The sequence below is a fragment of the Streptomyces sp. NBC_01237 genome (assembly GCF_035917275.1).
In the GTDB taxonomy this organism is placed as follows: Bacteria; Actinomycetota; Actinomycetes; order Streptomycetales; family Streptomycetaceae; genus Streptomyces.
This window is the reverse complement of record NZ_CP108508.1, coordinates 6,723,062-6,738,401: the sequence shown is the minus strand read 5'-3', so window position 1 is coordinate 6,738,401 and position 15,340 is coordinate 6,723,062. Positions and strand designations below refer to the sequence as shown.

Genomic DNA, 15,340 nt, shown 5'->3' with positions numbered 1-15,340 from the left:
CGGAACCGGTCGGGGTGGAACCTCCAACGGTTCTGGCACATCCCTCCCTCGGGAGCCCGTGGTTGCGCGCCCGCGCACAACTGCCGGGGTATCCGGTCCCGAAGTCGGCCCTCGTGTACCCGCGACAGTGAACGAGCGTCTAGCCTGGCAGGCGAATCGAAGTGGCGAGAATCGGGCACAGGACTCGGGGAAGCGACGAGACACCATATGGGGAGTGCTGTGATCACCGCGCGCGCGGCTGCCACCTTCGACCCGGTCGGGCGCTCGGTCGCGACCGCCCGCGCCTTTGTCCGGGACACCCTCCAGGGGTGGGGCTACAACGATGTCGTCGACGACGCGGTCGTCCTCACCAGCGAGCTCGTGACCAACGCCGTGGTGCACGCGGGGACCGCGGCCGACGTGCTGTGCCTGCGCACCGAGGACGGCGTACGCGTCGAGGTCTCCGACCACTATCCGGAACGCGAGGTCCCGCTCCAGAGCACCGCTCTGGACTTCGGCAGCCCCGACCGCGAGAGCGGCCGGGGTCTGCTGCTCTGCGCCGCGCTCGCCGTCCGCTGGGGCGTCGAGTACACCCCGACGCGCAAGCACGTCTGGTTCCAGCTCGACCTCCCCGAACGCCCGGTGGGCATCCGCTCCGCGGGCCCGGTGCTGCCGACCGCGCTCCTCCCCGTCACCGACGAACGCGTACGGGTCGCCGTCGTGCAGATCGACCGCTCCGGCTCCATCTCCGCGTGGAACGACGACGCCGGGTTCCTCTTCGGCTACGCGGCCGACCAGGTCACCGGGAAACAGCTCACCGACTTCGTGGCCTGGCCGCACACCCCTGGCACCAACACCGGCATCGCCGACGCACTCCAGCTCTCCCGCTGGGAGGGCAGCTACGGAATCCGCGGCTCCGACGGCCGCGTCATCCCGGTCTACGCCTCGCACCTGCGAGTACGCGACACCGAGGGCGAACCGTCCACCGTCTGCCTCCTCGTCCGCGAATACGAACGCGCCGTACTCCTGTCCCCCGTGCGCACCCCCGTCTCCGACACGACCGCCGAGAACCGTGCCGCGGACCCGTTCGAGGTCTTCATCGGCTCCCCGGCCCCCGACGACCTCGACGGCCTGCTCCAGCGCACCGTCGAACGGGCCCGGGACATGCTCGACGCCGACGCCGCCTTCCTCCTGCTGGCCACCGACGACGAGACCGAACTGGAGGTCCGGGCCACGACCGGCCTCCCCTCGGCCCGCCAGCGCTTCGCCCGGGTCCCCGTCGAAGCCGGAACGGGACGTTACGGCTCCGCCCGGATGCCCGCCGTCCACGAAGACCTCACCGCGGTCCCCGGCGCCGTCCCCCTGCTCGGCGACACCGGCATGCGCTCCGTCGTCACGGTCCCGCTGAAGGTCGAGGGCCGCCTCACCGGCTCCCTCGGCGTCGCGGCCGAAGCGGCGGGCCGGTACTCCAACGAGGAAGCCCTGCGCCTCCAGTTCGCCGCCGACCGCATCGCCCTCGCCGTCGAATCCGCCCGCCTGGGCGAGCTGGAGCGCCTGCGCCGCGGCTCCCTGTCCTTCCTCGTCGAGGCGTCCGACCTCCTCGCCGGCACCCTCGACCGGGACCAGACCCTCGCGCTCATGGCCCAGATGACGGTGCCCACGCTCGCCACCTGGTGCGCCGTGTACACCATCGCGGACCAGTCATCGGAGCCGTACCTCTCCTATGTCCTCCACGAGGACGAGGACCTCATCGACGGGCTCAAGGCCCTCCTCTCCAAGATCGACCCGCCGGATCCGGTGCCGACCCCCGGCGCCCGCGTGTGGGCCGCCCCGTCCGAAGCCGCTCACCGGGCGGCGCTCCTCACCTCCACGCGCAGCCTCGACCGCGACGCGCCGCTGAGCATGGGAGTGGCCACCCGCACCACCCTGGCCACGGCCTCGGCCGTGGGCGGGGAGACGGTGGTACTCCCGCTGGTCGCCCGCAACCGTGTCATCGGCATGCTCACGCTCGGGAAGCCCTCCGACGACCACTTCCGCCAGGAGATCCTGGAACTGGCCGAGGACCTCTCCCGACGGGCCGCGCTGGCCCTCGACAACGCCCGCCTGTATTCGGAGCGCACGGCGATCAGCCAGTCCCTGCAGCGCAGCCTGCTGCCTCCGGGCCTGCCCGACGTACCCAATGTCGAGATCGAAGTCATCTACCGCGCGGCGGGCGAGGGCAACGAGGTCGGCGGCGACTTCTACGACGTCTTCCCCATCCGCGACGGCGCGTACGGCTTCGCCATCGGCGACGTCTGCGGTACGGGACCGGAAGCCGCGGCCGTCACCGGGCTGGCCCGGCACGCCCTGCGTCTGCTGGCCCGCGAGGGCTTCGGCGGCCCGGCCGTGCTGGAACGGCTCAACGCCGCGATCCTCGACGAGGGCACACGCAGCCGCTTCCTCACGCTGCTGTACGGGGAGCTGTGGCCCCAGGAGGACGGCAGCGCTCTCCTGAAGGTGGTGTGCGCGGGGCATCCCCTGCCGCTGCGTCTGCGCCAGGACGGCTCCGTCGAGGCGGCCGCCGAGCCTCAGCCGCTGCTCGGCGTCATCGAGGACCTCGAACTGTACGAGCAGGAGGTCACCCTCGACCCGGGCGATGTCCTGCTGTGCGTCACCGACGGTGTCACCGAACGCCGTGAGGGCGCCCGCATGCTCGGCGACGACGGCCTCGCGGACGTCCTCGCCACCTGTACGGGCCTGACGGCCGGGGCGGTCGCCGCCCGCATCCTGCGCGCCGTCGAACGCTTCGCGGCCGAGCCGGCATCCGACGACATGGCCATCCTGGCCATGCGCGTCCCCGAACCGCCCCTCGTCTGACGGCCGGCGTTCAGGAGCCGAACGGACCGTCCAGGGCCGCCCATTGCAGGAGCATGATGGTCTTCGCGTCGGCGATCTCCCCGGATCGGATCATCGCGAGGGCCTCGGTGAAGGGCAGCTCGACGGTGGCGATGTCCTCGCCCTCGGCGGCGATGCCGCCTCCGCTGCCGGTGGCGGTCGCCGGGGTGTACGGGGCGGCGAAGAAGTGCAGCCGCTCGGTGACGGAGCCGGGGCTCATGTAGACGTCGAAGACGTGCTCGGCCGCGCCGACGGTGTGCCCCGTCTCCTCGGCCGCCTCCCTGCGGATGGCCTCCTCGGGGCTGTCCCCGTCCAGCAGGCCCGCCGCCGTTTCGATGAGCATTCCGTCGGGGTGGCCGTTGACGTAGGCCGGGAGACGGAACTGGCGGGTCAGCAGCACCGTACGGCGGTCGGGATCGTAGAGCAGGATGGTGGCGCCGTCGCCCCGGTCATGGGTCTCACGCTGTTCCCGGCTCCAGTGTCCGTCGCTGTGCCGGTAGTCGAAGGTCGTCCTGCGCAGGACGTACCAGTCGCAGGAGAGCACCTTTACGTCGACGATCCGCACCCGCGGGTTGCCGGTCAGGTCACGGCCCTGCCGGTCGAGGCCGGTGCGGCCCCGACGGTCGGGGGTATCGAGGCCCGCGGTCATCGCGGGACCGGAACGGCGTCGAGGTCGATCAGCGGGCGGGGAACAGCGTTCATGGCGTCACCTCGGTGGCGATGTGCGGGCTTCGGGGGCGGGGAGTCGGAGGGCGGGGGGCCTCAGGCCAGGAGGACGGGCACGCCCGCCGTCCTGAGTGCCTTCAGCGTGTGCGGGCCGTTGGGATGGGTCTCGGAGTCCTCGGCACCGGTGTCGGTCACGAAGCTGTCCACCGCGCCGAGCGGGGCGACCTGGCTGAACGCCCGGACCCCGAGCTTGGTGGCGTCTGCCACCGCGACGGTCCGGGCGGACTGCGCCAGCCCGGCCTGTTTGACGGCCGCGTCGTCCAGGGAGAACTCGGACCAGCCGTGCTCGGCGTGCACGCCCCCGATGGACATGACGAAACAGTCGAAGGCCAACGACTCCAGCGTGCGCAGGGCCAGCGGACCGACCAGGGACCGTTCTCCGGCCCGTGAACGCCCACCGACGACGAGCAGGTCGATACCGGGGCGGTCCGCCAGACACATCGCCGCCTGGAGGCTCAGCACCGCCACCGTCAGGGGCCTTCGGGCGGCGAGGTGCTCCGCGACGTGCACGGTCGTGGTTCCGGCGTCCAGCAGCACACGAGACCCCGGCTCGACCATCGCGGCCACCCGGGCACCCAGCCGGTCCTTCGTGGCGGACTGCCAGGCTTCCCGTGCGACAAAGCCCGCGCCCTCTTCACGCGCCTTCGTGGCCACGGCGCCGCCATGGACTCTGCGGACGAGCTCCTGGCGCTCCAGCGCGTCGAGGTCCCTGCGGACCGTCATCTCGGACACCCCCAGACGCTGGGAGAGTTCCGAGACGGAGACACGGCCGGAGCCCTGCACCAGCCGCAGGGTCAGGTCCAGACGATCAGCAACACCCATGGACCATTTCTATCATGCTGATGTTCATATGAACATCAGCATGTGAGGGGGCGGGACGCAAAAAAGGCCCCCGCCGAGTGGCGGGGGCCTTTCTTCTGTCTGAGCCCCAATGCGGAATCGAACCGCAGACCTTCTCCTTACCATGGAGACGCTCTACCGACTGAGCTATTGGGGCCTGTCGCGCTGTGCAACGAGATAAAGCATACCCTGAATCCCGGGGTGCTGTTGACCATCGGACGCACCGATTTCCGGCGGATTCTCCCGAGCCTCATGGAGCTCCCCCACGGGTCGGCCGGGCCGGCCCGGCTTACGGGTAGCGCCGAGAACAGCATCGGGAGGGAAGCTACTACGGGGCGTGGGCGCGAAACCGGTGGGGAACGCAGAAAAGCCCCGTGCCACAAGGCACGGGGCTTTCCCGGAAAAATTGTTCGGCGGCGTCCTACTCTCCCACAGGGTCCCCCCTGCAGTACCATCGGCGCTGAAAGGCTTAGCTTCCGGGTTCGGAATGTAACCGGGCGTTTCCCTAACGCAATGACCACCGAAACACTATGAAATTAACCAACACCGGAACACAACACGGCCGTTCGTTATTTCAGAACTAACACAGTGGACGCGAGCAACTGAGGACAAGCCCTCGGCCTATTAGTACCAGTCAGCTCCACCCGTTACCGGGCTTCCACATCTGGCCTATCAACCCAGTCGTCTACTGGGAGCCTTAACCCTTCAAGAGGGTGGGAATACTCATCTCGAAGCAGGCTTCCCGCTTAGATGCTTTCAGCGGTTATCCTTTCCGAACGTAGCCAACCAGCCATGCCCTTGGCAGGACAACTGGCACACCAGAGGTTCGTCCGTCCCGGTCCTCTCGTACTAGGGACAGCCCTTCTCAATATTCCTACGCGCACAGCGGATAGGGACCGAACTGTCTCACGACGTTCTAAACCCAGCTCGCGTACCGCTTTAATGGGCGAACAGCCCAACCCTTGGGACCGACTCCAGCCCCAGGATGCGACGAGCCGACATCGAGGTGCCAAACCATCCCGTCGATATGGACTCTTGGGGAAGATCAGCCTGTTATCCCCGGGGTACCTTTTATCCGTTGAGCGACAGCGCTTCCACAAGCCACTGCCGGATCACTAGTCCCGACTTTCGTCCCTGCTCGACCCGTCGGTCTCACAGTCAAGCTCCCTTGTGCACTTACACTCAACACCTGATTGCCAACCAGGCTGAGGGAACCTTTGGGCGCCTCCGTTACTCTTTAGGAGGCAACCGCCCCAGTTAAACTACCCATCAGACACTGTCCCTGATCCGGATCACGGACCCAGGTTAGACATCCAGCACGACCAGAGTGGTATTTCAACGACGACTCCACAACCACTGGCGTGGCCGCTTCAAAGTCTCCCACCTATCCTACACAAGCCGAACCGAACACCAATATCAAACTATAGTAAAGGTCCCGGGGTCTTTCCGTCCTGCTGCGCGAAACGAGCATCTTTACTCGTAGTGCAATTTCACCGGGCCTATGGTTGAGACAGTCGAGAAGTCGTTACGCCATTCGTGCAGGTCGGAACTTACCCGACAAGGAATTTCGCTACCTTAGGATGGTTATAGTTACCACCGCCGTTTACTGGCGCTTAAGTTCTCAGCTTCGCACACCCGAAAGTGCACTAACCGGTCCCCTTAACGTTCCAGCACCGGGCAGGCGTCAGTCCGTATACATCGCCTTACGGCTTCGCACGGACCTGTGTTTTTAGTAAACAGTCGCTTCTCGCTGGTCTCTGCGGCCACCCCCAGCTCACCGAGTAAATCGGATCACCAGTGATGGCCCCCCTTCTCCCGAAGTTACGGGGGCATTTTGCCGAGTTCCTTAACCATAGTTCACCCGAACGCCTCGGTATTCTCTACCTGACCACCTGAGTCGGTTTAGGGTACGGGCCGCCATGAAACTCGCTAGAGGCTTTTCTCGACAGCATAGGATCATCCACTTCACCACAATCGGCTCGGCATCAGGTCTCACCCTTATATGTGTGACGGATTTACCTACCACACGGGCTACACCCTTACCCCGGGACTACCACCGCCCGGGCTGGACTACCTTCCTGCGTCACCCCATCGCTTACCTACTACAAGTCTGGTTCATCGGCTCCACCACTACCCTCAACTCCGAAGAGATCGGGCCGGCTTCACGGACTTAGCATCGCCTGATTCAGTACTGGGCGTTTCAAAGCGGGTACCGGAATATCAACCGGTTGTCCATCGACTACGCCTGTCGGCCTCGCCTTAGGTCCCGACTTACCCTGGGCAGATCAGCTTGACCCAGGAACCCTTAGTCAATCGGCGCACACGTTTCTCACGTGTGTATCGCTACTCATGCCTGCATTCTCACTCGTGAACCGTCCACAACTCGCTTCCGCGGCTGCTTCACCCGGCACACGACGCTCCCCTACCCATCCCAGCCCCCGTTGGGGGTATGTGCTGGAATGACACGACTTCGGCGGTACGCTTGAGCCCCGCTACATTGTCGGCGCGGAATCACTTGACCAGTGAGCTATTACGCACTCTTTCAAGGGTGGCTGCTTCTAAGCCAACCTCCTGGTTGTCTCTGCGACTCCACATCCTTTCCCACTTAGCGTACGCTTAGGGGCCTTAGTCGATGCTCTGGGCTGTTTCCCTCTCGACCATGGAGCTTATCCCCCACAGTCTCACTGCCGCGCTCTCACTTACCGGCATTCGGAGTTTGGCTAAGGTCAGTAACCCGGTAGGGCCCATCGCCTATCCAGTGCTCTACCTCCGGCAAGAAACACACGACGCTGCACCTAAATGCATTTCGGGGAGAACCAGCTATCACGGAGTTTGATTGGCCTTTCACCCCTAACCACAGGTCATCCCCCAGGTTTTCAACCCTGGTGGGTTCGGTCCTCCACGAAGTCTTACCTCCGCTTCAACCTGCCCATGGCTAGATCACTCCGCTTCGGGTCTTGAGCGCGCTACTAAATCGCCCTGTTCGGACTCGCTTTCGCTACGGCTTCCCCACACGGGTTAACCTCGCAACACACCGCAAACTCGCAGGCTCATTCTTCAAAAGGCACGCAGTCACGACTGCATGTGCAAGCACATACAGCGACGCTCCCACGGCTTGTAGGCACACGGTTTCAGGTACTATTTCACTCCGCTCCCGCGGTACTTTTCACCATTCCCTCACGGTACTATCCGCTATCGGTCACCAGGGAATATTTAGGCTTAGCGGGTGGTCCCGCCAGATTCACACGGGATTTCTCGGGCCCCGTGCTACTTGGGTGTCTCTCAAACGAGCCGTTAATGTTTCAGCTACGGGGGTCTTACCCTCTACGCCGGACCTTTCGCATGTCCTTCGCCTACATCAACGGTTTCTGACTCGTCTCACAGCCGGCAGACTATGAAAGAGAGATCCCACAACCCCGCATGCGCAACCCCTGCCGGGTATCACACGCATACGGTTTGGCCTCATCCAGTTTCGCTCGCCACTACTCCCGGAATCACGGTTGTTTTCTCTTCCTGAGGGTACTGAGATGTTTCACTTCCCCTCGTTCCCTCCACACTGCCTATGTGTTCAGCAGCGGGTGACAGCCCATGACGGCTGCCGGGTTTCCCCATTCGGAAACCCCCGGATCAAAGCTTGGTTGACAGCTCCCCGGGGACTATCGTGGCCTCCCACGTCCTTCATCGGTTCCTGGTGCCAAGGCATCCACCGTGCGCCCTTAAAAACTTGGCCACAGATGCTCGCGTCCACTGTGCAGTTCTCAAACAACGACCAGCCACCCATCACCCCACCCTTACAGGTGAGTGCACTGGGGCCGGCAACCGAAGGACAGACTCAAACGAGTCCGTACCCTCAGATACCCAACAGCGTGCCCGACCCGACCGATCCCTCCCCACGTTCCACGCCGAAGCAGTACTAGTGAAAAACAACCTGTCGTGCCGAGTAGTCAACGTTCCACCCATGAGCTAACCACCGTCGAACATTTGTCGACGTAGTGGCTCTGGATTCCTTGCGGAATCTAGATGCTCCTTAGAAAGGAGGTGATCCAGCCGCACCTTCCGGTACGGCTACCTTGTTACGACTTCGTCCCAATCGCCAGTCCCACCTTCGACAGCTCCCTCCCACAAGGGGTTGGGCCACCGGCTTCGGGTGTTACCGACTTTCGTGACGTGACGGGCGGTGTGTACAAGGCCCGGGAACGTATTCACCGCAGCAATGCTGATCTGCGATTACTAGCAACTCCGACTTCATGGGGTCGAGTTGCAGACCCCAATCCGAACTGAGACCGGCTTTTTGAGATTCGCTCCGCCTCGCGGCATCGCAGCTCATTGTACCGGCCATTGTAGCACGTGTGCAGCCCAAGACATAAGGGGCATGATGACTTGACGTCGTCCCCACCTTCCTCCGAGTTGACCCCGGCAGTCTCCTGTGAGTCCCCATCACCCCGAAGGGCATGCTGGCAACACAGAACAAGGGTTGCGCTCGTTGCGGGACTTAACCCAACATCTCACGACACGAGCTGACGACAGCCATGCACCACCTGTATACCGACCACAAGGGGGGCACCATCTCTGATGCTTTCCGGTATATGTCAAGCCTTGGTAAGGTTCTTCGCGTTGCGTCGAATTAAGCCACATGCTCCGCTGCTTGTGCGGGCCCCCGTCAATTCCTTTGAGTTTTAGCCTTGCGGCCGTACTCCCCAGGCGGGGAACTTAATGCGTTAGCTGCGGCACCGACGACGTGGAATGTCGCCAACACCTAGTTCCCAACGTTTACGGCGTGGACTACCAGGGTATCTAATCCTGTTCGCTCCCCACGCTTTCGCTCCTCAGCGTCAGTAATGGCCCAGAGATCCGCCTTCGCCACCGGTGTTCCTCCTGATATCTGCGCATTTCACCGCTACACCAGGAATTCCGATCTCCCCTACCACACTCTAGCTAGCCCGTATCGAATGCAGACCCGGGGTTAAGCCCCGGGCTTTCACATCCGACGTGACAAGCCGCCTACGAGCTCTTTACGCCCAATAATTCCGGACAACGCTTGCGCCCTACGTATTACCGCGGCTGCTGGCACGTAGTTAGCCGGCGCTTCTTCTGCAGGTACCGTCACTCTCGCTTCTTCCCTGCTGAAAGAGGTTTACAACCCGAAGGCCGTCATCCCTCACGCGGCGTCGCTGCATCAGGCTTTCGCCCATTGTGCAATATTCCCCACTGCTGCCTCCCGTAGGAGTCTGGGCCGTGTCTCAGTCCCAGTGTGGCCGGTCGCCCTCTCAGGCCGGCTACCCGTCGTCGCCTTGGTAGGCCATTACCCCACCAACAAGCTGATAGGCCGCGGGCTCATCCTTCACCGCCGGAGCTTTTAACCCCCGCCCATGCAGGCAGGAGTGTTATCCGGTATTAGACCCCGTTTCCAGGGCTTGTCCCAGAGTGAAGGGCAGATTGCCCACGTGTTACTCACCCGTTCGCCACTAATCCACCCCGAAAGGCTTCATCGTTCGACTTGCATGTGTTAAGCACGCCGCCAGCGTTCGTCCTGAGCCAGGATCAAACTCTCCGTGAATGTTTTCCCGTAATCGGGACACACATCACGAGAGCGGAACGACCGGTCGGAATAAGACCAGTCGTTCACAGCGTCCTCGCTGTGTAATTGCCCACCGGAACCCTAAGGCCCGGCAGGACTTTCAAAGGAACCACCAACCTGCCGAAGCAGGCCGGGGTATCAACATATCTGGCGTTGACTTTTGGCACGCTGTTGAGTTCTCAAGGAACGGACGCTTCCTTCGGTCCCGTTTCACCGGGGCCCTCCGGGCGCTTCCCTTCGTGTTCTTGCGTTTCCGACTCTATCAGACTCTTTCGTGTCCGATTCCCGGTCGAAGCGGGCCGAGCAGTTTTCGCTTTCCAGTTCTTCGCTTTCGCGTTTCCCTTTCCGGCGGTTCCAACTTTACCAGACTCTTTTTCGTTCCGTTTCCGGTCCGAATTTGATTCCGGCGGCCTGTGGAGTGGCCTTTGCCTTTCGGCGGATCCGACTTTATCAGAGATTCTGAGTCGGAATTCCCGCCCCCTTCAGGTGCTTCCTGCGCACAAGTGCGCGGGTGCTTCCTGGTCGGGCGGAGCCGTAAACCTACTGGAGCGGGGCGCCCCGATGCAAATCGAGGCGCCCCGCTCCAGGTCGGCGGTCGTGAGGATCAGACCTCGACGACGACCGGAAGGATCATCGGGCGCCGGCGGTAGGTGTCGGAGACCCACTTGCCCACCGAGCGGCGGACGAGCTGCTGGAGCTGGTGGGGCTCCATCACGCCGTCCTGGGCCGACTTGTTGAGGGCTTCCTCGACCTTCGGAACGACGGCGCTGAAGGCGGCGTCGTCGATGCCGGAGCCCCGGGCCTGGATGTGGGGGCCGCCCACGATCTTGCCCGAGGAACTGTCGACCACGATGAAGACCGAGATGATGCCTTCGTCGCCGAGAATGCGGCGGTCCTTGAGCGAGGTCTCGGTGACATCGCCGACCGAGAGGCCGTCGACATAGACATAACCCGCCTGAACCTTGCCGACGATCCTGGCCTTGCCGTCGACCAGGTCGACGACCACGCCGTCCTCGGCGATGACGATGTGGTCCTTGGGGACACCCGTGAGGGCGCCCAGTTCGGCGTTGGCGCGCAGGTGGCGCCATTCGCCGTGGACCGGCATCAGGTTCTTCGGCTTGCAGATGTTGTAGAAGTACAGCAGCTCGCCGGCCGAGGCGTGGCCCGAGACATGGACCTTGGCGTTGCCCTTGTGGACGACATTGGCGCCCCAGCGGGTCAGGCCGTTGATCACGCGGTAGACCGCGTTCTCGTTGCCGGGGATCAGGGACGACGCCAGGATCACCGTGTCGCCCGGAACGATCCGGATCTGGTGGTCGCGGTTGGCCATCCGGGAGAGGGCGGCCATCGGCTCGCCCTGCGAGCCCGTGCAGACGAGCACGACCTCGTCGTCCGGCAGATCGTCCAGGGTCTTCACATCGACGACCAGGCCCGCGGGGACCTTCAGGTAGCCGAGGTCACGGGCGATGCCCATGTTGCGGACCATCGAGCGCCCCACGAAGGCGACCCGGCGGCCGTACTCGTGGGCCGCGTCCAGGATCTGCTGGATGCGGTGCACGTGGCTGGCGAAGCTGGCCACGATGATGCGCTTCTGGGCGTTGGCGAAGACCGTGCGCAGGACGTTGGAGATGTCCCGCTCGGGCGGTACGAAGCCGGGGACCTCGGCGTTCGTCGAGTCGGAGAGCAGCAGGTCGATGCCCTCCTCGCTCAGCCGGGCGAACGCGTGGAGGTCGGTGAGACGCCCGTCCAGCGGGAGCTGGTCCATCTTGAAGTCACCGGTCGCGACGGCCATGCCCGCAGGGGTGCGGATGGCGACCGCGAGAGCGTCCGGGATCGAGTGGTTGACCGCGATGAACTCGCAGTCGAAGACGCCGATGCGCTCGCGCTGGCCCTCGGTGACTTCGAGGGTGTACGGACGGATCCGGTGCTCCTGGAGCTTGGCCTCGATCAGTGCGAGGGTCAGCTTGGAGCCGATGAGCGGGATGTCCGGCTTCAGGCGCAGCAGATACGGGACACCACCGATGTGGTCCTCGTGTCCGTGCGTGAGGACGATGCCCTCGACGTCGTCCAGACGGTCCCGGATGGTGGTGAAGTCCGGAAGGATCAGGTCGATCCCGGGCTGCTCCTCCTCGGGGAAGAGCACGCCGCAGTCGACGATGAGCAGGCGGCCGCCGTACTCGAAGACCGTCATGTTGCGGCCGATCTCACCGAGACCACCGAGCGGCGTGACGCGCAGGCCGTTCTTCGGGAGCTTCGGCGGGGTACCGAGTTCAGGATGCGGATGACTCAAAAGACTCTCCTTACCACGCGCGCCACGTACCGCTGAGGCACGTGGCGCGCGTGTCATTCGTGCACTTGCTGTTGTCTGGGATCGTGCTTCGCGAGTGTTCCTCGCTTATTCAGTTGTGAAGTCCGTGGTTACAGCTCTACCCCACCGGCGGCCAGATCGATCTTGAGCTGCGCCGTCTCCTGTGCGGTGAGTTCCACCAGGGGCAGGCGCAGCGGACCGGCCGGGAGGCCCTGGAGGGTCAGCGCGGCCTTCGTCGTGATCACGCCCTGGGTGCGGAACATGCCGGTGAAGACCGGGAGCAGCTTCTGGTGGATCTCCGTGGCCTTGTGGACGTCGCCGCCGAGATGCGCCTCGATGAGCGCCCTCAGATCGGGGGTCACCACATGGCCCACGACGGAGACGAAGCCGACGGCGCCGACCGAGAGGAGCGGCAGGTTCAGCATGTCGTCGCCGGAGTACCAGGCGAGGCCGGACTGCGCGATGGCCCAGCTGGCGCGGCCCAGGTCCCCCTTGGCGTCCTTGTTGGCGACGATACGCGGGTGCTCGGCGAGCCGGACCAGCGTCTCCGTGTCGATCGGCACGCCGCTGCGGCCGGGAATGTCGTACAGCATCACGGGGAGTCCGGTGGAGTCCGCGATGGCGGTGAAGTGCCGCAGGAGGCCTTCCTGCGGGGGCTTGTTGTAGTACGGCGTGACGGCGAGGAGGCCGTGGGCGCCGGTGCGCTCGGCGGTGCGGGCCAGCTCGACGCTGTGGCGGGTGTCGTTGGTGCCGATGCCGGCGACGACGTGGGCCCGGTCTCCTACCGCTTCGAGTACCGCCCGTACGAGCTGGTCTTTCTCCGCGTCGCTGGTGGTCGGGGACTCGCCGGTGGTGCCGTTGACGATCAGGCCGTCATTGCCTGCGTCCACCAGATGGGCGGCGAGCCGCTGGGCGCCGTCGAGGTCGAGTGCGCCGTCCGCCGTGAAGGGCGTGACCATAGCGGTGAGGACCCGCCCGAAGGGGGTCTGCGGAGTGGAGATCGGAGCCATGGGTAACACGCTACTCGTTGCTCAGCGCCCGGTGTCCCCTCGGGGGGACGGGGAAGTGGAACCCGGCACTGCCTGCTCGGGGGTTCAAGCAGTGCCGGGTCCGTTTGATCAGCCTAGATGAACTTCATGAAACGCCGCAATACGGACACCGCTTACGGGGCGACCCGTCCGTTTTTGTTGAAGGCGGCATGAGTGAGCGGCATGAGCCGCGCCCAGTGGGCCTCCATCTGCTCGCCGACCATCTCGATCTCGCGCTGCGGGAAGGACGGGACCGCCGCCAGCTCGTGCTGGGTGCGCAGACCGAGGAAGTGCATCAGTGAGCGGGCGTTGCACGTGGCGTACATCGTCGAGAACAGGCCGACGGGCAGGACCGCGCGGGCGACCTCGCGGGCCACTCCGGCCGCGAGCATCTCCTGGTACGCCTCGTACGCCTGGCGGTAGGAGTCCTCCATCACACGGCCGGTGAGCTCGTGCTGTGCCTGGGTGCCCTCGACGAACTCGTACTTGCCGGGGCGGCCCTGCTGGACGAGCTTGCGGGACTCCCCCGGTACGTAGAAGACCGGCTCCAGCTCCCTGTAGCGGCCCGATTCCTCGTTGTACGACCAGCCCACGCGGTGCCGCATGAACTCGCGGAAGACGAAGATGGGGGCGCTGATGAAGAAGGTCATCGAGTTGTGCTCGAAGGGACTTCCGTGCCGGTCCCGCATCAGGAAGTTGATGAGCCCCTTGGACCGTTCGGGGTCCTTGGTGACCTCTTCCAGCGACTGCTCCCCGGCCGTGGAAACACGGGCGGCGAACAGGACGTCGGAGTCACCTGCGGCATGTTTCACCAGGTCAACGGTGACATCGCTGCGGAAGTGGGGCTTTACGGGTTCGGGGGTGTCGGTCACCGGCGGGGGTCCTTCCAATGGCGTCGCACGGGCGGCGCCCACTCTACGGCCCGGCACCGACAACGCGTCCGGGACCGCCCGTACGGGGAAATCTTGCATCGATTCGGCGATTCGGGGCACCGATCGGGTGTTCCGCGCGTCTGACTCATTAGCAGCACCCGTTACAGAGATCAAGGAGAGTTTCCTCATGTTCCGCCGGCGTGAATCCGTCCCGTTCTCGTTCGTAGCCGAGGCCGACCGGTTCCGCAGTAATGTCACTCCCCCGCCCCGTGCCCGCGCCAGCGTGTCGGAACTGGCGGGCCGTTCCCTCGTGGGGCTGACCGTGGTCACCGGTCTCGTCGGATCGCTGCTCTTCGGCCTCCCCGCCCTCGACTCCGGGCACGCCCCGGCCCACGGGAAGCAGTCCGAGGCCGCTCAGGGCCGCTGACCCGTACGGACCCCCTGGGGTGGTCGGGCCGGTACCACTCTCGGTAGCCTCACCGGGCACAGCAATCGAGCGTGCTTGTGAGTGAGGATCAGTCGTGCCCCTGCCCTTCCTGACGGCCGACCGCGCATTCGATGCGAGCGCGGAGGACGTTGCGCTGCCGTTCGACGACCACGACAGCTGGCGGCGCCCCTATCGCCCCGGCCCGTGGCGGGTCGCGGCGGCGGCCACCCTGTTGTTGCTCGCGTCGTTCGTGCTGCTCGCAGCCATGATCATCGGTTTGACCGGCGGGCCGTCCGGAGCCCTCGTGTGTATGGGGCTCTCCGCCGCGGTGATCGCGGGTGCGCTCCGGCTCCTGCGGGTCGGCGCCTGGGTCAGCCGGCACGGCGTGCGGCGCGTGGCGTTCTTCCGGACCACCACCGTGCCGTGGGACCGGGCCGCGGCGGTGCGTACCGTCCAGCAGCCGGTGAACTGGCTCGGCCTGCCCCGTACCGTGCAGGGCCAGGCCCTCGTCGTGGTCCGCCAGGGCGGCGACACACTGCCGCCGCTGGTGACTGACCACAACGCGGATTTCCTGGGACGGGACGAGGCCTTCGAGCGGGCGACGGACACGATCGAGGCGTGGGGGGACGAGTACCGCCAGGGTGTAGCCGTGTAGTTGTGCGGTTGTGTGGCCGTCGCGCGTCAGGCCCGGCACGGGAACACCCCGTG

The 15,340-nt window shown here is 64.9% G+C and carries 8 protein-coding genes, 1 tRNA gene and 3 rRNA genes; 3 read left to right on the top strand and 9 right to left on the bottom strand.

From position 1 onward, the window contains the following. Window positions 1-207: 207 nt before the first annotated feature. Complete coding sequence (locus OG251_RS30070) at window positions 208-2,835, top strand: SpoIIE family protein phosphatase (protein WP_326680031.1); 2,628 nt, start codon at window positions 208-210, stop codon at window positions 2,833-2,835. A gap of 10 nt (window positions 2,836-2,845) precedes the next feature. Here OG251_RS30070 and OG251_RS30065 read toward each other — a convergent pair whose 3' ends face one another. From OG251_RS30065 to thyX, 9 genes are all read right to left on the bottom strand, one after another. Further along, on the bottom strand, window positions 2,846-3,502 hold the full coding sequence (locus tag OG251_RS30065; RefSeq protein WP_326680030.1) for an NUDIX domain-containing protein: 657 nt from the start codon (window positions 3,500-3,502) through the stop codon (window positions 2,846-2,848). Window positions 3,503-3,615: 113 nt separating this feature from the next. Beyond that, window positions 3,616-4,401: a DeoR/GlpR family DNA-binding transcription regulator gene (locus tag OG251_RS30060; RefSeq protein WP_326680029.1), complete on the bottom strand. Its 786-nt coding sequence runs from the start codon at window positions 4,399-4,401 to the stop codon at window positions 3,616-3,618. Between the two features lie 102 nt (window positions 4,402-4,503). After that, a tRNA-Thr gene (locus OG251_RS30055) sits at window positions 4,504-4,576 on the bottom strand. Window positions 4,577-4,827: 251 nt separating this feature from the next. Beyond that, window positions 4,828-4,944 (bottom strand): 5S ribosomal RNA (gene rrf / locus OG251_RS30050). A 79-nt stretch (window positions 4,945-5,023) separates the two neighbouring features. Next, a 23S ribosomal RNA gene (locus OG251_RS30045) occupies window positions 5,024-8,149 on the bottom strand. A 301-nt stretch (window positions 8,150-8,450) separates the two neighbouring features. After that, window positions 8,451-9,976 (bottom strand): 16S ribosomal RNA (locus OG251_RS30040). The 16S, 23S and 5S rRNA genes sit together here with 1 tRNA gene alongside, the layout of an rRNA operon. Before the next feature lie 625 nt (window positions 9,977-10,601). Beyond that, a complete protein-coding gene (locus tag OG251_RS30035) occupies window positions 10,602-12,287 on the bottom strand; it encodes a ribonuclease J (protein ID WP_073726610.1) in 1,686 nt (561 codons plus the stop codon). Between the two features lie 128 nt (window positions 12,288-12,415). After that, on the bottom strand, window positions 12,416-13,315 hold the full coding sequence (gene dapA, locus OG251_RS30030; protein ID WP_326680028.1) for a 4-hydroxy-tetrahydrodipicolinate synthase: 900 nt from the start codon (window positions 13,313-13,315) through the stop codon (window positions 12,416-12,418). A 152-nt stretch (window positions 13,316-13,467) separates the two neighbouring features. Further along, the gene (gene thyX / locus OG251_RS30025) at window positions 13,468-14,205 is read right to left on the bottom strand and encodes an FAD-dependent thymidylate synthase (RefSeq protein WP_326680027.1); all 738 of its coding nucleotides are present in this window, start codon (window positions 14,203-14,205) and stop codon (window positions 13,468-13,470) included. A 187-nt stretch (window positions 14,206-14,392) separates the two neighbouring features. Between thyX and OG251_RS30020 the strand changes: the two genes are divergently transcribed. Next, window positions 14,393-14,632, top strand: a complete 240-nt coding sequence (locus OG251_RS30020) for a hypothetical protein (RefSeq protein ID WP_326680026.1) — start codon at window positions 14,393-14,395, stop codon at window positions 14,630-14,632. Window positions 14,633-14,726: 94 nt separating this feature from the next. Then, entirely contained in the window at window positions 14,727-15,287 is a 561-nt protein-coding gene (locus OG251_RS30015) for a hypothetical protein (protein ID WP_073726618.1), read from the top strand. The last annotated feature ends 53 nt before the right edge of the window (window positions 15,288-15,340 follow it).